Raw genomic sequence first — 20,581 nt, 5'->3', positions numbered from 1 at the left:
GGCAACTCCACCTGATTGGCGGGTGCTGTTGAGCGCATACGCGCCACTGGTGCTCTATGGCACGGTTTGTGCTGGGGCGTGGGTTTCAGCGCGACCCGGTGACCGGGCAGCGGTGGTGACGGGATGACTCAAAACCCGAATTTGGCTGCCCTATCAGCGGCGGGGGTGTCGGTCTGGCTGGATGACTTGTCGCGCAACCTGTTACAGTCCGGCAAGCTGCGGGAGCTCATCGACACAAGAAGCGTTGTCGGCGTGACCACTAACCCGTCCACCTTTGAGCGGGCACTTACAAACGGCCGCGCCTACGATGGACAGATCGCCGAGCTGACGGGCCGCGGTACCGCTATCGATACCGCGGTCCGCACGGCGATCACCGACGACGTCCGGATGGCCTGCGATGTGCTGCACCCGCAGTGGAAGGCCTCGGACGGCGTCGACGGAAGAGTCTCCATCGAAGTTGACCCCTCGCTGGCGCACGATACCGATGCGACAGTCATGCAGGCCGTCGAGCTGGCGAAGGTCGTCGACCGGCCCAACGTTTTCATCAAAATTCCAGCGACCGCAGCCGGGCTGCCCGCGATCACCGCGGCGTTGGCCAAAGGTGTATCGGTCAACGTCACGCTGATCTTTTCTGTCCAGCGACATCGATCGGTGATGAACGCCTATCTTGCAGGTATCGAAGCCGCTCGGCAGGCCGAGTTGGACGTATCACAAATCCACTCTGTGGCATCTCTTTTCGTGTCTCGGGTCGACACCGAAGTCGACAAGCGACTGGAGGCGATCGGCACCGATGAGGCGCTCAGACTGCGTGGGCAGGCCGGCGTCGCCAACGCGCGACTGGCCTACGCGGGTTACCAGCAGGTCTTCGAGGCCGATCCGCGCTATGCCGCGTTGCGCGCCGCCGGCGCGCGCGTGCAACGGCCGTTATGGGCCTCCACCGGTGTCAAGAACGCCGCCTACCCCGACACCATGTACGTCACGGAACTGGTGGCGCCGAACACGGTCAGCACCATTCCTGAGGAGACGCTGGAGGCGGTGGCCGATCACGGCGTCATCGCCGGTGAAACCGTGGCGGGCAAGGCGTTGCAAGCACAGGAAGTGTTCGACCGGCTGAGTTCGGTCGGTATCGATCTGCCGGACGTATTCGATGCGCTCGAACGCGACGGGGTATCCAAGTTCGCAGCGTCCTGGTCGCGGACACTTCAACGGTAACCACTGCGCGGTAACCGCTTTCAATCCCGTTCCGATCGCGCTCGCCTTCATATATTGTTCAATCCCATCGTGGTCGCTGTCTTGATCCAAGCGACCGCGATATTTTCGTTGCAGCTAGGCCTCTTCCAATGCCTCGCCGAGTGACTGTAGAACCTCGTTGTGCTGCGCGTTGACAAGCGTGTGGCCCACCAGCAGGGCGGCGACCACGGGCCATTCCATGAGCCCGAACACCGCCATCGCACCTACGCCGGCATAGAACGCCAGATGTTCCGGTGCCGGTAGCATCAGACCGACATTCCAACGCGACGACGGGGAAACCATACCCGCGCGCCGGGCTCTCGCTTTGTTCATAACGTCACCTGATCTCCCGGGCATGATTTCGACAACTCGTGTGTGGAGCTTTTCGGGCCGGAGCGGTTGTCAGCCCCGTAGATGGCGCCATGTAGGGGATATGCAACGTCGGCGTTCCTCTCACCTTCGGCGTTGCCCGAGGCCGTCAGCAACCCTCGCCTGCCGGATGACCGCGACTGGCTTCGGCGCCGTTGACCATTGCGAGCTGTTGGATTGATCTGATCGAGGTGTTGTCGATCGTCCTGCGCTCACGGTCGACCGGCGAGTCGAATAGTAGTTCGCGCAATTGCTTTCGTCCGCGGTTAAGTCTCGAGCTGACGGTTCCCTGCCGGGTGTCCGTCATGGCGGCGATCTCCTTGTAGGAGTATCCCGCGATGTCGGCAAAATACACGACGGTGCGAAACGGCTCGGGCAAGATCATCATTGCCGCCTTGAGGTAAGGATCTGGCAGCAGTTCGAGCGCCTGGTCTTCGGCCGACCGTAGGACCCCGTGCGTGCGTGGCGTACCGGCCATCAGCTGCCGATCGGTGATCTCGCCAGTCGGATGTTGTGCGGGACGGCGCTTTTGCTTCCGATAGCTGTTGATATGGGTGTTGGTCATGATCCGGCGCAGCCATGCCCTGAGGTTCGTTCCAGGTTCGAACGCCTGGAGACCGGCATAAGCGTTGAGCAATGTTTCCTGCACCAGATCCTCCGCATCCAATCGGTTGGAGGTCATCCGAAGAGCCTGCCGGAGCAGAGGCTGAAGGAGAGGGATGACGGCGCTTTCAAATTGAACGCTCAACGGAACATCCGGATTCTGTGCGCATTCCGCGCTCACGCGGCTCACGCTACGGTCCTGCCGTCGCGAAAAGTATCGGCATGCGTGGAGCTCGGCCACCGCTTGCCCGAGTCGGGCAGCGAACGTGCGAGAAGGGAGTGCAACCCTGCTCGACGCACCAGCGTCTCGAGGAACCGGTGACGTCGCGTGTGGCGCGGATTTCGGCAACTGGCGTCGTCTTGGTTGCACCGGCGTTCGAGCGCGTTCCTTTCAGGGCCGATCCCCGCCCGATGCGGGCATGGCCGCAGGTGAGGTATCTCGTCGTCTCCACAGCGCCTCCTGTTACCGATCTGGTGCCAGCATCCAACGCCGCGGGGTGAGTGGTCATCATCCGCGGAGTTAATTCATCCGGGTGAGCGCCTGCGCCACCTACGACATCAAGTTGGCGGTCATGGTCGTGGCCCCACGTCGGGGACGCCATCCACACCTCCAACTATCACCCGGGTGAATGACGAAGGTGGGCGACGACAGTTCACCCCCCTTCGCGCGATGCTCTTAACGTCTACCCCGACACAGCCGTGTTCTGTTGTGTAAGAGGCACAGCGACGGGCTCGCATACCCGCGGTGCCTTGGACAGGGGAAGGCCGCACCGAAGAGACAACCACCGCCCGGAGCCAGGAGGACATGGTGAGCGCCGCCAAGAGAATGCTGGAGACCTATCCACGAGATCTCGGCCGGATCGACATCGCCAAGCTGGTCGCATGTATCGACGCCTGTTTCGAATGCGACCAGGCTTGCACAGCGTGTGCAGACGCCTGCCTCAGTGAAGAGGACATCTATCACTTGACCAAATGCATCCGTACGTGCCTTGACTGCTCGGATGTCTGCGCGACAACCGGTCGCGTCCTATCCCGGCACACGGACTACGACGCCAACTTGACCAGGACGGTGCTCCAAACGTGCGCCACCGCCTGTAAGACAAGCGCGGACGAGTGCGACAAGCATGCGCCGAAGCACGAGCATTGCCGCGTGTGCGCCGAGGTATGCCGTCGCTGTGAACGCGCCTGCCGCGATCTTGTTGAGGCGCTCGGATGAGACCACCGCCGAGTGTGCGTCGACTGTCCGAGGCCGCATGATGTCAATCTCTTGCCGAACTTCGCTGTGCGAATGCGACCTTGGGGATAAGGGACGGAGCCCGCGCTGATGGAGATATCCGAATTCGACGACGTGCAGGCGCATTTGCTTGAACCAGAAGAAAGCCTGGACTCAGAACAGACTGGCATCGACCTCGACGAGGGCTACTCTCCCCCGGAACGCCCGCGTGAACTGCGGGCGTGGGGTCTCACCACGAGGGAAGCGCGGACTCATGAAAGTCTGTCACGCCGGCTCGCCCGTGAGGTGCCCGACGTGACCGATCAGTGGGATGGCGACGGAATCGGCGACAGCGCCGACAGCGATGGTGAACCAATCGACAATCAGGTTGGCGACATGCGGGCAGGTCGGCTCGTCGCCTTCGCCTTCGATGCGACGGACCCGGGTGCGGAGTACCTAGCCCACGACGTCGGCATTGACGGCGGCGCTGCCTCGGCTGAGGAAGCCGCGATGCACATCGTCGTCGACGAAGACGCCGGCGACGGCGAGGGATGGCGTCTTCGATGACCTGTCGTCCGGCCACCCGGTGAAATTCCAGCTGTGGTGACCCGCATTCTGATCCTCGGTGGCGGCCCGGCCGGGTATGAGGCGGCATTGGCTGCGGCTGCACAAGGTCCGGCCGTAGCCCGCGTGACCATCGTCGATCCCGACGGGGTCGGGGGCGCCGCGGTGCTCTGCGACTGCGTGCCATCGAAGACCTTTATCGCCTCCACAGGGCTGCGCACCGAACTGCGACGGGCAACCCACCTGGGTTTCGACATCCACGTCGACGACGCCGAGATCCGCTTGGCAGAAATCCATCAACGGATCAAGACGCTCGCTACCGAGCAATCGGCGGACATCACCGCCCAGCTGCTGAGCGTGGGCGTCGAGTTGCTCGCGGGGCGCGGCGAGCTGGTCGACGCGGCTCCCGGTCTGGCGCGTCACCGCGTCAAGGTGACCCAGCGCGACGGCAGCACCACGATCCGCGATGCCGATGTGGTGTTGATCGCCACCGGCGCGAGCCCGCGGATCCTGCCGTCGGCGGCCCCCGACGGCGAGCGCATCCTGACCTGGCGCCAGCTCTACGACCTGGACTCGTTGCCCGACCACCTCATCGTGGTGGGTTGCGGGGCTACCGGCATCGAGTTCGCCAACGCCTACACCGAACTCGGTGTAACGGTGACACTGGTGGCCAGCCGCGAGCGGGTGTTGCCGTACGAGGACGCCGACGCCGCGCAGGTGCTCGAGGAATCATTCGCCCGGCGCGGCGTCAAACTGATCAAGAACGCTCGCGCGCAGAACGTAAGGCGCACCGACGACGGGGTGCGGGTGACGATGACCGACGGCCGCGCCGTTGAGGGCAGCCACGCATTGATGACACTTGGGTCGGTGCCCAACACCGGCAGGCTGGGTTTAGAGCGCGTGGGCATCGAAACCGGGCCCGGCAACCGTATTGCTGTCGACCGGGTGTCGCGGACCTCGGTCGCGGGCATTTACGCTGCGGGGGACTGCACGGATGTACTGCCGTTAGCCTCGGTTGCCGCGATGCAGGGCCGGATCGCGATGTATCACGCGCTCGGTGAAGCGGTTAGTCCGCTCCGGTTGCGCACCGTCGCCGCGACGGTGTTCACCCACCCCGAGGTCGCGACGGTCGGCATCTCGCAGGCCGCGATCGATGATGGTTCTATTCGGGCCCGCATCATCATGCTGCCGTTGAAAACCAACGCTCGGGCGAAAATGTCGGAGCTGCGTCAGGGCTTCGTAAAGCTATTTTGCCGGCAGGACAGCGGCGTGGTAATTGGTGGCGTAGTCGTCGCGCCGATCGCTTCGGAATTGATACTGCCGATCGCGATGGCTGTTCAAAGCCGAATCACCGTTGACGATCTAGCGCAGACGCTTGCGATCTATCCGTCCCTGTCCGGCTCGATCACCGAGGCGGCGCGCCGGCTCATAGCCCGCGATGATCTGAACTGATGCCCGAACGTAATTGGACCGGCGAGCGCTCTGTGGTTCCGGGTTGATGCCACATCGGGTCGCTCGACTGACGATTGCGCTGGTGGGACTGCCTGTGGCCCTGTGGTGGCTGCAACCGTGGAAGTTGTTGATCAGGACCACCGCCGATGACAGGCGGCCGCCTGGAGCGCGGACGACCCGCTGCGGCGAGTTCACCGGCCACATCCACCGAACCAGCGGGGTTGCGCGCCTGCTAACCGTGGGCGACGGGGCGAAGATTCTGCGGCTGGAAAATCTGCATACCATTTTGGGACCACGACTACGCGTGTGGCTTAGCGATGCACCGGTCGAGCATGCCAGGTTCCCCTGGCGAGACCTTGGGCGTTGCAAACACATAGACCTCGGGAGCCTACGCGCCAACCGCGGCAACGCCGATTACGCCGTGCCCGACGCTGCCGACACCGGCGCGTTCGGCGCCGTGATCCTGTGGTGCGAGCGCTTCGGTGTGTCCTTCGGCGCGGCGCAACTGCGACCCGCGACCCGCGACCCGCGACCCAATGAGTCCCTCCGCCCGTCGCGAAAGCCGTTGAAGTCGCGCGCCCTGCGCCGCGACCCATGATTGCGCGCGCGGGGGCGGTGCTGACGCGTTCCTGAAGAGTGCGCCGTTCGGCGCCCGGGCAGCCGATCCGATGTAGCGGTGGCCGTAAGAGCGATATCACCCGGGTGAATCGTGCCGAGGGGTGGTGACAGCCGGCTCGGGGTCGGGCGATGCTCGTGCGGGAGACCCCCAAGGCAGCTGTCTACAACCGCGCGGTCCAGCACGCCTTGGCCACCAGTGAACACACGGCCTCGTGTGATCGAATTTCGGCCTGACGCGGACATCCGAATACCAACGAGGAGAAGAGATATGAACACGGTCCCACTTCACCCTCAATCGGAGAAGGCGGAACCGGCCACCTCGGTTGTGATTGTGGGCAGCGGGTTCGCCGCTTTCGAGTGCGCGCGCGGACTGACCCGACGGTTGCATAGGGCGCGCGCCGCGGAGGTGGGGGTGACCATCGTTTCGCCAGTCGATTACCTGCAGTACACGCCATTGCTGGCGGATGTGGCCGGTGGGCTGGTCGACCCGCGGTTCGTCTGTATTCCGCTGGCGGGAACACTCAGGGGCGTGCGGGCGGTGCGCGGGCGGGTCGACGGCGTTGACTTCGATCGACATACGCTCTCGTTGACCGATCCTGAGGGCCGGGTGAGGACGTTATCGTGGGATCGGCTGGTGTTGACACCAGGATCGGTGACGCGGCTGTTCGATACGCCCGGCTTGGCCACCCACGCGCACGGGCTGAAGTCGACGGCCGAGGCGCTGTATCTGCGTGATCATGTGATCGAGCAGTTGGAACTGGCTCACGTTGAGGAAAGCGAGGCGCGCGCGGGCGCGCGGCGTACGATTGTCGTTGTCGGTGCGTCGTATTCCGGTTCCGAATTGACCGCGCAGCTGCGCGCGCTCGCCGACGCAGCGGCGAAGCAGATAGGCTTCGATCGGGCCTCGGTGCGGTTTGTGTTGCTGGACTTGGCCAGCCACGTCATGCCCGAGCTGGGCCAGAAGCTCGGCGACGCAGCGATGCGTGTGCTGCGCTCTCGTGGAATCGACGTGCGGTTGGGCACGACCCTCAAGGAGGTTCACGCCGATCATGTTGTGTTAAGCGATGATTCACGCATCGACACTTACACGGTAGCGTGGGTGGCTGGCGTGACCCCGTCACCGCTGATCGCCACGCTGGGCTTGGAAACCGAGCGGGGCCGGCTCAAGGTACAGACCGATCTGCAGGTACCAGGTCACCCCGACGTGTTCGCCGCGGGCGACGCCGCCGCCGTTCCGGACCTAACGCAGCCCGGCAAGAACGCCCCGCCCACCGCCCAGCACGCGACCCGACAAGGTAAAACGTTGGCCCGCAACGTCGCCGCAAGCCTTGGCTACGGAGAGCGGAAGGACTACCGCCACAGCGACAAGGGCATGGTCGTCGACTTGGGCCCGCGCTATGCAGTCGCCAACCCGCTAGGCGTGCACCTATCGGGCTATTCCGCCAAGATTGTCGCCCGCGCCTACCACCTCTACGCACTTCCCCGTCTAGTCAACCGTTGGGCGGTCGCACTCGCATACCTCACCGACGTCTTCTTTCCCCGCACCGTGTTGTCAATGGGGTTCGTTTCCGGTCCCGACGCCCAATTCGCGGCCAACGAAGTCGTCCAGCTACCGAGGGCGGCAGGGGCACAATGAGATTCAACGACACCACTCCTTTTACTGGCGGCCGACGCACGGCTTGGCCTGTTCCTGCCACAAGACAGATTGCGGCTTCCACGGCGCTGCCGGCCGGGAGCAAAACGACGGCGCCGTACGGGATCTTAGCGGTCGTAATCAACGACTCATGCAACGCCGGCTCTATTCGGGATGATGACCACCACGAGACGGAGCACCAATGAGTCTCGTCAACAAGGGCTTCCGCGGGCGGCGCGTTGAGGTCGCCCGTGAGCTGCCGCCCGGGCAACATCTGACCGCGGACTTCCCTGTCCTGCAAGCAGGACCGACTCCGCGGATCGACCTCGATGACTGGCGATTCACTATTCGCAACGAGCTCGGCGCCGAACAGTCGTGGACCTGGGCACAGCTCAAGCTCCTGCGCAGCGAGCGGCTCAGCGTGGACATCCACTGCGTCACCGCGTGGTCCAAGCTGGATACCGAGTGGGAAGGCGTTTCGCTGGACACACTCTTCGAATCGACCAAGACTGCCGCCGGATTCGCCTTGGTCGGTTCCTACGGTGGCTACACCACCAACCTTCCGTTGGGTGACCTTCTCGGCGGGAAGGCTTGGATCGTCTACGCATTCCAAGGCGCACCGCTTAGTGCGGTACACGGCGGCCCGGCGCGGCTGCTGGTACCGCACCTGTACTTCTGGAAGTCCGCGAAGTGGGTCAGGTCCATTGAGCTGCGTGACAGCGACGCACCTGGATTCTGGGAGCGGTTGGGCTACCACAGCTACGGCGACCCGTGGCGAGAACAACGCTACGCCGGCGATTGACGACGGCGGTGGACATCCACGTCGAACCGAAGTTGCGCTGGCGAGTCGCGCGTGTGGTGCACTCTGAACCCGAGACTGAGTCGGCGCAAACGATCGGGCTGGCGGTGCCGGGCTGGGGCGGACACTTGTCCGGCCAGCACATTGATCTCAAGCTGACCGCTGAGGACGGGTACAGCGCGCAACGCAGTTACTCACTGAGCAGACCGGCCGACGGCGACCGCATCGAACTCACTGTGCAGCGGATTGACGACGGGGAAGTCTCGCCCTACCTCACCGGGCTTGTTGCCGGAGACGAGATCGAACTCCGCGGACCAATCGGCGGCTGGTTCGTCTGGCGGCCTGACGAGGACGCTCGGGTCCTGCTCGTCGGCGGTGGATCGGGAATCGTGCCATTGATGGCGATGCTGCGACAGCGGGTAGTGGTGGGCAGCGCCGACTTTCGGTTGGTCTATTCGGTTCGCAGTCCGGACGACGTGTACTACGCCCAAGAGCTGGAGCGGCTCGAGCGCGAATGTGACTGGCTGCAGATCGCGCTGGTCTACACCAGGGTGGCTGCGCCGCAGACTACCCGGCCGGCTAGCCGGGTTCGCCCCGCTGACCTCGCGCCGAAGGAGTGGGTGCCCACCGACGGTGGGCACGTCTACGTCTGCGGTCCAACCGGATTTGTGGAATCGGTCACCGCGACGTTGATCGAGCAGGGGCATCAACCGTCCGCCATCCGGACCGAGCGGTTCGGCCCGAGCAACGAAGCAAGGAACGACAAATCATGACCGAACCAACACACGTCGACGGTAACGCGGTTGCGGGCGCCTTCGAAGGAATACTGGGATTCGATGTCACCACCGCGTTGTTGACCTGCGGGAAGTGTTGTCGCGCTACGGCCTTCGCCGAAAGTCACGTCTATCACCGCGGGCCCGGCATCGTGGTGCGCTGCCCGTGCTGCGGAACCGTCCTTGCCCGGCTTGTGCAAACGCCCACCGATGTGTGGCTCGACTTCCGCGGCGCCCAGTCCTGGCGTGTCCCGATCCAGAGCTGATGGAGTCCCTCAACGCACTCGCCGGTCGGGTGCGCACCGCCGACATCGCGGACGCCATGGGGCGGCTGCACCGACATCGGTGTCATCTCCTCGACCTGGTGAGTCCCACTCCCGGACGCCGGCTGTTCGGCCCCGCCGTGACGATCTCCTACTTCCCCGCGTGCCGGGCCGCTCTCCCGCCCGAGCGCTACAACTTCAAGAGGTTGTTCTACGACGCCATCGAAGGCGGCGCCGACGGGCGCGTGCTGGTGCTGGCCAGCAACGGCTATACCGATGCGTCACTGGGCGGCGGGACAAAGCTATCCCGTGTCAGAAACCACCGGCTCGCCGGCATTCTGACCGACGGGCGGCTACGCGACTTCGCCGAGCTCGAACGCTTCGACCTGGCCATTTATTGCCGAGGCGAAACAACGCGGTGGGGCGGCGACACCGTCACTCCCTACGAGGTGAACCGTCCAGTCGTGATCGCCGGGGTGGCGGTTCGTCCCGGCGACTACGTCTTCGCCGATGGCTCCGGCGCCGCGGTCATACCCGCCGGCGATGTGCGCGCTGTACTACGCGCTGCCAACCTGGTCGCGGTGGAAGACGCGGCGGCGATCGCCACCATCAGAGACGAAACCTCAACCACGCTGGGAGGCAATGAGAATTGAGCGGTCTTCGGTGGGGGAACCGTTGCAGTGTCCTGGGCGCTTCAACCGCAGATCCGCCTTCTCGCCGGCGTCCACCCGGGTGAATTGCACAGCCGGATGAGGACATCTCACCCGATGCGCACCGACAGTGGTCGTTGATCTGGGCAATGACCACCCAACGGCCGGACCGACGACGCTTGCCGGACAGCAAATCAATCGCAACAGAACCGCCGGTTGCGCGGGTGTTCCGGGCTGGAATCTGATGGGAGACAATGCGGGTGACTCAGCCAGCGCTGGGCATCGAGTGCGGCCGCGCAGCCGCTGGCCGCAGCGGTGACTGCTTGGCGGTAGCGTCGGTCGATCAGGTCACCGGCAGCGAATACGCCCTCCACCGAGGTGTGGCTCGTATGGCCGCCAGTTCGGACGTGTCCGCGGGTGTCGAGGTCGACGAGTCCCTTCAGTAGTTCCGAGCGAGGCACCTGTCCGACGGCGATGAACACCGCGGCGACGGCGATGTCGTAGTCAGCAGTGCTATGCGTGTCGCGCATCCGCAGCCCGCTGACGTGGTTTTGGCCTTGGACGGCGAGCACTTCCGTGGATGTCAGAATTGTGACGTTCCGATGAGCGCGCAGCCGAGCGATGGCGATAGCCGACGCCCGTAATCGGGGGCCGTGGTGGACGAGGGTCACGTGGCGGGCGCGCGCCGCGAGATAGAGCGCCTCTTCGGCAGCGGCGTCGCCACCGCCGATGACGGCGACGTCGCAACCGGTGAAGCGCGCACCGTCGAGTTTGGCGCTGGCACTGAGGCCGTGGCCCAGGAGCTCGCGCTCGCCGGGCACATCGAGCGGCCGGTTGGTGGACCCCATCGCAACGACTATCGCGCGGGCATGGTGTAGTTCGTCGCGTACGGCGACCGTCTTGACGTCGCCGCCAAGATCGAATCGTTCGACGTCGCCGGGGTGCAGTTCGGCGCCGAAGCGCTGTGCCTGGTCGCGCATCGCAGCCGCCAGCGCAGGTCCGCACACGGACGGGGTGACACCCGGGTAGTTCTCCACCGGTCCGGCGGCCATCAGTGCACCGCCGGGCACCTCGCCCTCCACGACGATGGTGTCGAGTCCGGCCCGTGACGTGTAAATCGCCGCCGTGTAGCCAGCGGGGCCCGACCCGACGATGATGACATCCCGAATCCGGCCCGTGGGCAGCGCAATTCGCTGTCGTGCCGCGCGGGCCGCCGTTCGACGCTGCGGGATCGGCGCGTGGCCCGCCGTCGGCGTCATAGGTTGATGGCTTGCCCCGTCAGGGCGTGGAAGCATTCCTGCAGTCCCTCGCCCAGGGTGGGGTGGGTGTGCACGTTGCGGGCGAGCTCGGTAGCGGTCAGGTCCCAGAGCTGGGCGGCCGTCAGCTCGGGGAGTAGCTCGCTGACTTCTGCCCCGACGAGGTGCGCTCCGAGCAGCTCGCCGTGGGCAGCGTCGGCGATGAGTTTGATGAATCCGGCGCGTTCGCCCAAGCCATGCGCTTTCGCGCTGGCCTGCATGGGGAAGGTGGCGACCCGTATGTCGCGGCCGGCGGCGCGGGCCTGGTCTTCGGTGTAGCCGAAGCTGGCGACTTGGGGTTGGCAGAACGTCACGCGCGGCATCATGCGGTAGTCCAGGCACATGGTGGGGGCGCCGGCGATGGTTTCGGCGGCGATGACTCCCTGGGCCGAGGCGACATGGGCGAGTTGAACTTTGGCGGTGACGTCGCCGATCGCGAAGATGTGGGGAACCGAGGTGCGCATGTAGTCGTCGATCTCGATTGCCCCGCCTGCCGTGAGGTGGACGCCCAGCCCGTCAAGGCCAAGATTTTCGACGTTGGGGCAAAATCCGATGCAGATGAACGCGCGGGCGGCGTCGACTGAGGTGGTATGGCCCTTGCGATCGGTGTGGGTGACGGTGATGTGGTCGCCGTGGTCGATTACCGAATCCACGCGGGTTTCGGTATGGATGGGGATGCCGCGCCGTCGGTACTGGCGAGTCAATTCCCTCGAGACGTCGGTGTCTTCGTTGGGGAGCGCGCGATCGGCGTATTCGAGAATTTTGACGTCAACACCATAGCTGTTGAGGATGTAGGCAAATTCCATGCCGATTCCGCCGGCGCCGATGACGACGATGGACTCGGGCGTCGTTGCGTCGAGGATCTGCTGCTCGTACGTCACGATGTTGTCGCTGAGGGTGACGCCCGGCAGTATCCGTACCCGTGAGCCGGTGGCGACGATGGCGTTGTCGAAGCGGAGACTGGTGGTACCGCCCTCCCGTAGTTCTATGTCGACCGTGTGAGAGCCGCTGAACCGGCCGCGGCCCTCGATCTCGGTGATCTTGTTTTTGCGCATCAGGAAGTGCACGCCGCGCACCCGTGCCTCGGCGACTTCGCGGCTGCGTGACACAGCACGGGCGTAGTCGAGGTTGATGTCACCACGAATACCGAACTCGGCTGATTGATGGGTCAGGATGGAGGCGATCTCGGCGTTGCGCAGCAACGCTTTTGACGGAACGCACCCGGTGTTGAGGCAAACCCCGCCCCAGTAGCGTTCTTCGATGATCGCGACGTTCATGCCGAGTTGGGCCGCTCGGATGCCAGCGACGTATCCGCCCGACCCGGCACCCACCACCACCAGGTCGTAATGGCGGCTGACCGGTGAGCTCATCGCGTCCTCCGTTGGTAATGAGTGAAGCGGTTGCGTCGGTTCGTCTTTCAACGGCACGCTGCCACTGTTGCGAAGCTCATCCGGGTCAGGCGGGCGGTGCGTGCCGCTGTTGAGTTGCACTGACGGAGTCGGCCAACAGCCACAGGGCCAAGCCCACCAACGCGATATCCTTCATGAGGAATTCACCATTGGCCGACAGGACGGGGAAGCCGCCCGCGGTAGGTTCACCGATCCCGGGCGTGCTGACCATAAAGCTGAGCGTGCCAAGAAAGAAAGCGGTCGCCAACACACCGCCGATCACCGAGGCCCTCGGGTACCACGGCTTGAGGGCGAGCAACCCTGCGGTTACCAACTCGGCCGAGCCGAGCACCCGGCCGAACGCGCTGATCGACATGATGTGATAAACCCAGCCCAAAAACGGGCTGTGGGCCACCAACGGCGATACACCGTGGGACTCGTAGTAGGTGAATTTCATTGCGCCGAACCACGCTATGACTACGACCAGGCCATAGCGCGCAATGAGCGGTGCGGCCGTGGTCAGTCGTGACACACGACTCGTCCGCCGAGCTACCTCCGTGGTATCGCCCACAGTCATGAGATCCTTCTCCTTCCAACGCGTTTACTCGGACATGCGCCAGGACCGCCGGTCCTGTATGCGCGTTACTTCGCGGGTGTTCATCCCGCTCAACCGGTCAAGGCCGCGACGAACTGCTCGATGACCACAACGTTGCGAGCGGCTTCGGCGCCGACCCGGCCTGCGTGGCAGGGGACATAAGTCGCGCCGGCGACATCGGCGCCGCCGAGGATAACCACGTTCGACCCTGCCGCCATCAGGTCAGTGGCCAGCCCGCGCAGGGCCGCGTCGGGACGGCTGTGGGAACCGAAAAAGACCGCAGTCAATTGCGCGTTTGCCCGGCGCACGAGGTTGTGTCGAGGTTGTCCGGCGATGTGCCCCTGGGCCACGATTTCGGTGGCTTCGTTGGTGAGCAAGGCTGCGTACAAGGCAGCCGCCGAGTGCTCGCTGCACCCGACATAAGCCAAGCGCGACTCCTCCTGCGCCGCCACACCGGCGGCCACCCTGTGAAGTTCGGCCGGCAGTGTGGTGCTAGCGACAGCGCGAGCGGTACCAGCGACGTCGTCATTGTCTTCGTTGAGAATCATCGAGGCGACATAGTCATGGACTACCAGAGCGTTCAGAAACCCCTTCGGGCTCCCGGACGCCCCGCTGCGAAGCAGAACCTCACAGTTAGCGACCAAGGCGAGTCGACTGGCCCGGTCATCGGTGATGGCCACCACCGCAGCCGGTCTCACGGTCCGGCCCGGCTCGTCGGCCAAAGCGCACACGTGTTTGTTGGAGCCCGATCGTGACGTGGCGACCAGCAGCGAATCGGGGGTGACGAGTTGCCGGCGCTCTAAAAGGCTTTCCGTATCGATCCACCGCGCGGCCCTTCCAGCCGCAACGAGCCGCCTCCAGCTCGGCAGTGCCGCGATATGCGATGCGCCCATGCCGGTGAAGACGATGCGGCGATGATGACCGCGGAGCAACGGGTAAAGACGCAAAGAGACCGGCGCCCGATCGAATTCCAGCAATGACCGAGATTGAGCCCTGGCGTCGACGTGAACACGGGCCCGACTGGTGCGCCGATGGCGCGGCAACTCTCTGTTGCACAGTAGCAGTGCGGTTCTGGGGTTCACCGAGTTAGTGCCCCTTCTTGGTCGTCGGCATCGTTGCGGTTCGGCCGCGGTGTCCTGCGGCCCCACCGGCGAGACGCAGCAGCTTTGCTGGGAGGTGGGGCGCTGCGCGCCAAGGATCCGCAACGCTTGGTCGACTATGAGCTTGCTGGCGTGCCGGGTGAGATGGCATCACCCTCGGGACCGATTCACCCGGGTGAGTCACCCGCCCCTGTTCAGGCATCCGCGTGTCATTTTGCACCAACGTTTTCCAATACCACTGCCACGGCCTGCCCCGAGCCGATGCAGATGCCAATCACCCCATAACGAGCACCCCTTGCACAGAGTTCGGTCGCTAGCGTCAGCAAGTAGCGAGTTCCCGTGGCCCCGAAGGGATGCCCGATCGCAACCGCGCCACCATTGGGTGTGAGCTTGTCGTCCGGCACCACGAAACCGTCCAGCTGATTGGGCAATTCCCGCAGCACGCCGAGCGCCTGGGCGCTGAACGCCTCGTGCACCTCCCACACGTCGATCTGCTCGGGGACAAGCCCTGCCCGGCGGATCGCCGCCGGGATCGCCCATGCAGGGGCCACGCCCATGATGAGGGGATCGATGCCATAGACCGCACTCGATACCACTCGGGCCAACGGCTCGATACCCAGTTCGGTGGCTCGCTCCCCGGACGCGATGACTACAGCACTGGCGCCATCACTTAGCGGCGAGGAGTTGCCCGCCGTCATCTGGGTCGTGCCGGGCTGGGCGGGTAGAGCCGCCAGCGCCTCGGCGGTCGTGTCATCGCGGACGAACTCATCGTGTTCAGCCACCCGCGCAGGTGTCTTTCTTGTCGCCGGAATCCTCACCGGCATAACCTCTTTGGCCAGCCGGCCCCGATCACGGGCGTCCTTGGCGCGTTGATGGGATCGGAGCGCGAAGGCGTCGATCTCCTCGCGGCTCAGCGAGTAGCGGTCGGCGACATTCTGCGCGGTCTCGATCATGCTGATGTATGCATTGCGAACCAGCAACACCGGGTTCGGCGGCCCCCCGCCCCGCTCCACATGGTGTCGAGCATGAAAACAGGACCTCGGGGACTGAACGCCGCGTCACCCTTCATCAGGGCCCACCCCGATCGAGACATCGACTCGACTCCACAGGCGATACCGAGGCCGAGGTCGCCGGCCTTGACCGCATGGCTCATGCTTACTGCCGCGGTTAGCGATGAGCCGCAGAATCTATTCACGGTGCCGCCGGCGGCGGTGTCTGGGAATCCGGCCGCCAATGCTGCCCACCGCGCGACGTCGCCCATGCCCTCGTGGGCAGGATTGACGCAACCGGCCAGGATGTCTTCCACGGCATCGAGTGGCACCCCTAGCCGGTCGCACGCGGCCCTCATCGTCATACCCAACAAGTCATCGGCCCGAATACCCGACAGCGTGCCGCCATAGCGGGTGAATGGGGTTCGTACGCCACCCAAGACGTAAGCCTCGGTCATCGATGCCCTTTCCCATGCGTAGAACTGGGCGATGTAGCCCACCTGGCCCGCCGGCATCAGGTCCTCTGCGAGGCTGCCCCGGCGTGGGGTGAGGCGTCGTCACCCGACCTGCGTTTCGCCCGGGTGATTAGCTCGAAGCGCGCTTGGAAGCGCGATTCGTGACCGGCGAGATCTGGCGGGATGCCGGCCGGCGAATCACAACAGGCCGAGTTCCCGCGCCCGGCTGACGGCTGCGCTGCGGTGCTCAACGCGGAGCTTGCGGTAGAGGGCGCGCTGATGCGTCTTCACGGTATTGAGCGAGACGTATAGCCGCGCACCAATCTCACGGCGCGATAACCGGGTGGCGAGCAGACGAAGAACCTCAAGCTCTTTGGGGGTCAGCTCCTCACCGAGCGCGCACGCGTTGCTGCGCGAATTCGCCGCGACGCCCGCCCTCCGCTCGGCCGAAGCGGGCAGCGTCGAGCCGATGCCAGCGTTCACGCGATCGCCCACCAGGGCGTCGACCTCTTCGCGGATGGCCTGCGCGGTCTGGTAGTCGCCGACATGCTCCGCGATGTCCGCCCTGACCGACAGCGCCTTGGCCACCTCAAGGATTGCCCCGCCTTGGCGGGCCGACATCACGGCCATGTCGGCGGCGACCAACGCCGCGGCCGCGTCACCACGGGTACGGAGGAGTTCGGCCGTGGCAAGCGACACCATGACGTCCACGAGGTGTTCCGCATCCGCAAGGTCACGTGAGCTGCCGGAGGCCCGACGGATCTGACGTTCGGCGTCCGCCAGCTGACCACATTCGGCCGAGATCAGCGCCAGATGGCCCAACGCGTAGCTGCGGGCACGACGATCGCCCACCTTCTCGGCCAGCCCTACGGCCTGCCGGAAGGCGGCTTGCGCCTCGCGGGTACCGCCCGAAAAGTACAGCGCGGATCCGTAGATGCAGTAGGCGGTTGATCGGCTCAAGGGCGCTTCGCCGAGATCGAGGGCGATCGCCCCGCGGGCCGTCTCCAGCGCCGTGGAGACTTCGGCAGTCTTGAACGAGTGAAGCGCGCGCAACACGGCGAGTTGAGCGGCGATGACCCCGCTATCGGCGATGTCGGCCGCCGATCGGGACTCGACTGCCTCGATCCACTCCGCGGCGGCATCGAGTTGACCGACGCTTAGGGCGATCCAAGCGCGGGCCACGCTCAGTCGCGGGTCTCGTGCCACCGTCTCCTCGGGAAGCAGGTCCAGCAAGCTGGAGACGGTCGACACGCCGCCCCCGTTGAATTCGTCGACCCAGTCCGCGGCGATCAGATCGGCACTGCGCTCGATGTCACCGCCAGCCACCATGTGGCGTACCGCCTCATCGATGAGGCCCTCGGTCTCGAACCAGGTTGCGGCCCGCCGGTGCAGATCGCCGACGAGCTCGGGCTCGCTACGACGCAGCTCGGTGCGCAGCAACTCTCCGAACAGCTGGTGATAGCGATACCAGTGACGCGACGTGTCCAATGGCACCAGGAACAGGTTTTCACGTTCCATTCCCTCCAGGACCGAGGCCGAGTCAGACGTTTGCAACACCGCGTCGCACAGCGGACCGCTGAGCCGGTCCAAGACCGACGTGCGCAGCAAAAAGCTGCGTAGGTGCGGTGGCTGACCGTCGAGCACCTCGGCCATCAAGTAGTCGACGATATGACGGTTATCGCCCGCGAACGTCTGTATGAACCGTGGGGTATCGGCACGCCCGGCCAGCGATAGGGCGGCAAGGTAGAGGCCCGCAGCCCAGCCCTCAGTGCGTCGGTGCAAGAGCTGAATGTCTGCGGTCGCCAAGCCCAGCCCCAGGACGTCGTTCAGCAGACGCTCCGCCTCACTGGGGCCGAAACGTAGATCGTCGGTGCGCACCTCGGCGAGGTCGCCGCTGGCCCTAAGTCGGGCTAACGGCAGCAAAGGATCCGACCGGGTGGCCAGCACCAAACGAAGATTCGCAGGCAAGCGGCTGACGAAAAATCCCAGCTGCTCATGGACTGCCCGATTGATGACCAGGTGATAGTCATCCAGGATGAGCACCATCGGGCTCGCGATCGTGTCCAGATCATTCAGCAGGGTGGGCAGTACGACCTGTACTGGGTCGGCGCCCATCGCGAGGAGATCGACCGCGCGGATCCCTACCCCGGGACTGATCTTCTGCAGTGCGGCGACGACATACATCCAAAACCACACCGGGTCGTTGTCGGAGGAATCAAGCGACAGCCAGCCAAACCGCTGCCCCTCGCCCTCGGCCAGGGCCCACTGGGCCAGCACGGTGGTCTTGCCCCAGCCCGCCGGCGCACTCAACAGGGTCAGCTTGCGGCGGAGGCCCGCGGACAGCATGTCGAGGAGGGCCGCCCGGTGAACGAGCTGAACCCCGATCGCCGGGACATGCAGCTTGGTGGCGAGCAGCACCGCTCGCGCGCCGGCCTCTCCGGCGCGGTCGTCGCCGCGTCCGGCTGAACCGGTCATATCCGGACTCCGCGAATCCGTCGGACCCAACGGCCGGGCGGGAAGCCTCGGCGTAGACGCCCCATGGGTGGGCGCTGGCGGCTTGGCATCCCAGTCGGTCTCTGCAGGCTCGGCCGGGCTCGTTCTGCCCGGCAATCGCGGTGATCGTATCGAATCAGACCCGTTCTCTTCGATTATTTCCGGCACACGCCGGCGGTGCCCGTTCTGGCCGGCGGACCCAGCTGCCGCCGAGGCTCCGGGGATTTGCTCGTAACCCGCGCTCACGATCTGCCCGCTCACCGTATTTCTCCTCTGTTCCCCCCGATGGGATGACTCCTGCAACCGATGACATCCCGGTGGGCGGATGGTGAGCGTCTCATCATGAGGTGATCGAGCGTCTCAAAGTGAGACACCGTGGGACGTCCGGAGGAGCGCCCCGCCGTAGCCTTCCCCGCGCTCATGGTCGTCGCTTCACCAACCACATAGCCACCGGCGCCGAGCGCCACCGGGATCGATAACATCCCCAACGCCGTGTTCATCGTCGTTTCCTCAAAATCCTCTGTGTCGTTGCCGCGCCGCGCCGTTCACGATCGATCGGCGGCGGGCGCGGCGACTTAGAGATCGATGACTACGTTGGCAGCGCGCAACCCTTCTCACCATCGCCCAGCGGGTGATCTTTAGAGCCGGGTCGGTGTATGCCTAGGGGCCTTAATAATTGGCGGACCGGTCAATCCGGTTGGCGTATGGGTTGCCTCAATCGAGAAATCCGCGGAGCGAACGAGCGCGGTAATGCAATCGGCCGACTCGCACCGGGGCGTCGAATCCATGCGTGGAATTCGGCGGGCTGAGGCGCGCTCACCGCAGCCTCAGCCCGCCGAACGGTCAAACAACCGACGACGCTCGCTTCGGTCCGCGTGGCTTCCTCGACTACACCGGCCGCCGTGCGCGAATCACCTCGCCCTCTAGGCCAGACGTGAAGTCCTGCTGGTACTTCGGCGAGTGAGGCGGGGTGACCAGCGGTCATCGGGACACCATCGCGTACCCGGCGACACCGAACACCACTGGCACCATCGCCAGCATTCCAAGCGCTGCATTCAACATTTTCAGCTCTTTTCACTTGCGTTCCCACCGATCCGGCGTGGGGCCGAGCCGGGCCCTGGCTTTGGGTGAGGACGTGATCTGTTGTCGACTACTACGGTCGTCGTGCTGGCGGCACAAAACCATCGCCCGAGGGTTGATGTTTAGGGCCGGATAGGTCTAGTACTAGCCCGAAGCACGGTCCTCTGCTTGAAATAGCTTCCACAGCAGAAGGTTCGGAATTGTGGTGCCAGAGGCCAGGCCGCTCACGGCCGAGGTGGGCGAATCGGGCTGACGCTGCCCTGACATCGGCGGCAAAATCGCAAGGTGTGACCTGACTTGGCAGGTAGGACAGGAATCTCGCCGTCGCGATCGTGCCAATGCCAAACCGCGAAGCGGGCTCGCGGCCGCTTCGTAGGCGTGTCGTAAGGGGGACGGCCCAACATCGGGTAGCTCTCGCCTGTTGGGCGACGGGAATGCTCGCCCAATCCAATTACCAGACGGTCGCTCGCCCAGAGCGTGATCGCTTGTCCGGCTATTGGTCTCGCACCGAAGTCAGACGCGACGTCTCGCCGCGATCAGCATGGCTGAACCCGCTACCAGAGCGGGTTCGCGGTTATCTGCAGCCATGCCTTGAATTCCCTATTTTCACAACGTTTTTGCGCCCATCTGGCACGTAATCGGATAGTGTCCCGTCAATTGGTGGACTTCGGATCTTGGCGTTGGTCCACGCATCGCGATCAACGAGTCATGTTGAACGCTAGGCGATTTGGTGTTGTTTGGCAAGTGCTGCAGCAGCGTGTTTAGCGGCGATCACGGTGCGTAGCTCGTCCATGGAGACATCGGAGAGATAACGCCGGGTGACCTGCCATTCGTCGTGAGATTCGATGACCACCGCGGTGGCCAGGCGCAGGAACGCCGCGGGGTTGGGGAAGATCTCCACGACATCAGCCCGACGCTTGATCTCCTTGTTCAACCGCTCGATTATCCGGCCCTCGGGGGCGGGTCAACCCGTCGGGGTGGGATGTTCATCGATCGAGGCGCTGGAGGTGGTCGGTAAG

Annotated in this window: 19 protein-coding genes and 1 pseudogene; 10 read left to right on the top strand and 10 right to left on the bottom strand. The window is 64.6% G+C overall.

Annotated elements, in window-relative coordinates:
* Window positions 1-123 precede the first annotated feature (123 nt).
* Window positions 124-1,212 (top strand): transaldolase, encoded by a 1,089-nt coding sequence (tal, locus tag BST44_RS23165; protein WP_083179417.1) that lies wholly within the window; start codon window positions 124-126, stop codon window positions 1,210-1,212.
* 114 nt (window positions 1,213-1,326) lie between these two features.
* Here tal and BST44_RS29710 read toward each other — a convergent pair whose 3' ends face one another.
* Together BST44_RS29710 and BST44_RS23160 are read right to left on the bottom strand one after the other, a co-directional pair.
* Window positions 1,327-1,563 (bottom strand): hypothetical protein, encoded by a 237-nt coding sequence (locus tag BST44_RS29710; protein WP_142274660.1) that lies wholly within the window; start codon window positions 1,561-1,563, stop codon window positions 1,327-1,329.
* Window positions 1,564-1,708: 145 nt separating this feature from the next.
* A complete protein-coding gene (locus BST44_RS23160) occupies window positions 1,709-2,383 on the bottom strand; it encodes a sigma-70 family RNA polymerase sigma factor (protein ID WP_244184914.1) in 675 nt (224 codons plus the stop codon).
* Window positions 2,384-3,028: 645 nt separating this feature from the next.
* Here BST44_RS23160 and BST44_RS31040 point away from each other — a divergent pair.
* The 9 genes from BST44_RS31040 to BST44_RS23115 all read left to right on the top strand — a co-directional run bounded on the left by BST44_RS31040 (window position 3,029) and on the right by BST44_RS23115 (window position 10,170).
* Complete coding sequence (locus tag BST44_RS31040; RefSeq protein ID WP_244184916.1) at window positions 3,029-3,418, top strand: four-helix bundle copper-binding protein; 390 nt, start codon at window positions 3,029-3,031, stop codon at window positions 3,416-3,418.
* A gap of 108 nt (window positions 3,419-3,526) precedes the next feature.
* Entirely contained in the window at window positions 3,527-3,982 is a 456-nt protein-coding gene (locus tag BST44_RS23150; protein ID WP_083179415.1) for a DUF5709 domain-containing protein, read from the top strand.
* A 33-nt stretch (window positions 3,983-4,015) separates the two neighbouring features.
* Window positions 4,016-5,431 (top strand): NAD(P)H-quinone dehydrogenase, encoded by a 1,416-nt coding sequence (locus BST44_RS23145; RefSeq protein ID WP_083179414.1) that lies wholly within the window; start codon window positions 4,016-4,018, stop codon window positions 5,429-5,431.
* Between the two features lie 46 nt (window positions 5,432-5,477).
* Complete coding sequence (locus BST44_RS23140; protein ID WP_083179413.1) at window positions 5,478-6,029, top strand: DM13 domain-containing protein; 552 nt, start codon at window positions 5,478-5,480, stop codon at window positions 6,027-6,029.
* A 288-nt stretch (window positions 6,030-6,317) separates the two neighbouring features.
* Window positions 6,318-7,685 (top strand): NAD(P)/FAD-dependent oxidoreductase, encoded by a 1,368-nt coding sequence (locus BST44_RS23135; RefSeq protein WP_083179412.1) that lies wholly within the window; start codon window positions 6,318-6,320, stop codon window positions 7,683-7,685.
* Window positions 7,686-7,884: 199 nt separating this feature from the next.
* On the top strand, window positions 7,885-8,484 hold the full coding sequence (locus BST44_RS23130) for a sulfite oxidase-like oxidoreductase (protein WP_083179411.1): 600 nt from the start codon (window positions 7,885-7,887) through the stop codon (window positions 8,482-8,484).
* 8 nt (window positions 8,485-8,492) lie between these two features.
* Window positions 8,493-9,254 (top strand): ferredoxin reductase, encoded by a 762-nt coding sequence (locus BST44_RS23125; RefSeq protein WP_083179410.1) that lies wholly within the window; start codon window positions 8,493-8,495, stop codon window positions 9,252-9,254.
* Window positions 9,251-9,520 (top strand): DUF6510 family protein, encoded by a 270-nt coding sequence (locus tag BST44_RS23120; protein WP_208619872.1) that lies wholly within the window; start codon window positions 9,251-9,253, stop codon window positions 9,518-9,520. The genes BST44_RS23125 and BST44_RS23120 overlap by 4 nt, the downstream gene beginning before the upstream one ends.
* Before the next feature lie 29 nt (window positions 9,521-9,549).
* Entirely contained in the window at window positions 9,550-10,170 is a 621-nt protein-coding gene (locus BST44_RS23115) for an RraA family protein (protein ID WP_244184913.1), read from the top strand.
* Window positions 10,171-10,361: 191 nt separating this feature from the next.
* On the opposite strand, the gene BST44_RS23110 is transcribed toward BST44_RS23115, so the two are convergent.
* From BST44_RS23110 to BST44_RS23080, 8 genes and pseudogenes are all read right to left on the bottom strand, one after another.
* The gene (locus BST44_RS23110; protein WP_142274659.1) at window positions 10,362-11,426 is read right to left on the bottom strand and encodes an NAD(P)/FAD-dependent oxidoreductase; all 1,065 of its coding nucleotides are present in this window, start codon (window positions 11,424-11,426) and stop codon (window positions 10,362-10,364) included.
* Window positions 11,423-12,832, bottom strand: a complete 1,410-nt coding sequence (gene lpdA / locus BST44_RS23105) for a dihydrolipoyl dehydrogenase (RefSeq protein WP_083179408.1) — start codon at window positions 12,830-12,832, stop codon at window positions 11,423-11,425. Before lpdA ends, BST44_RS23110 begins: the two co-directional genes overlap by 4 nt.
* Before the next feature lie 85 nt (window positions 12,833-12,917).
* Window positions 12,918-13,427, bottom strand: a complete 510-nt coding sequence (locus tag BST44_RS23100) for a YkgB family protein (RefSeq protein ID WP_083179407.1) — start codon at window positions 13,425-13,427, stop codon at window positions 12,918-12,920.
* 89 nt (window positions 13,428-13,516) lie between these two features.
* The gene (locus tag BST44_RS23095; protein ID WP_142274658.1) at window positions 13,517-14,422 is read right to left on the bottom strand and encodes an SIS domain-containing protein; all 906 of its coding nucleotides are present in this window, start codon (window positions 14,420-14,422) and stop codon (window positions 13,517-13,519) included.
* A gap of 332 nt (window positions 14,423-14,754) precedes the next feature.
* A complete protein-coding gene (locus BST44_RS31370; RefSeq protein ID WP_279628990.1) occupies window positions 14,755-15,498 on the bottom strand; it encodes a thiolase family protein in 744 nt (247 codons plus the stop codon).
* Window positions 15,495-16,034, bottom strand: a complete 540-nt coding sequence (locus BST44_RS31365; RefSeq protein WP_279628989.1) for a thiolase family protein — start codon at window positions 16,032-16,034, stop codon at window positions 15,495-15,497. Before BST44_RS31365 ends, BST44_RS31370 begins: the two co-directional genes overlap by 4 nt.
* A 153-nt stretch (window positions 16,035-16,187) precedes the next feature.
* Window positions 16,188-18,464: a winged helix-turn-helix domain-containing protein gene (locus BST44_RS23085; RefSeq protein ID WP_083179405.1), complete on the bottom strand. Its 2,277-nt coding sequence runs from the start codon at window positions 18,462-18,464 to the stop codon at window positions 16,188-16,190.
* 1,816 nt (window positions 18,465-20,280) lie between these two features.
* A pseudogene (locus BST44_RS23080) lies at window positions 20,281-20,505 on the bottom strand (transposase); the annotation flags it as partial.
* Window positions 20,506-20,581 lie beyond the last annotated feature (76 nt).

Source organism: Mycobacterium scrofulaceum, assembly GCF_002086735.1.
Classification (GTDB): Bacteria; Actinomycetota; Actinomycetes; order Mycobacteriales; family Mycobacteriaceae; genus Mycobacterium; species Mycobacterium scrofulaceum.
This window is presented reverse-complemented; position numbering and strand designations above follow the sequence as displayed.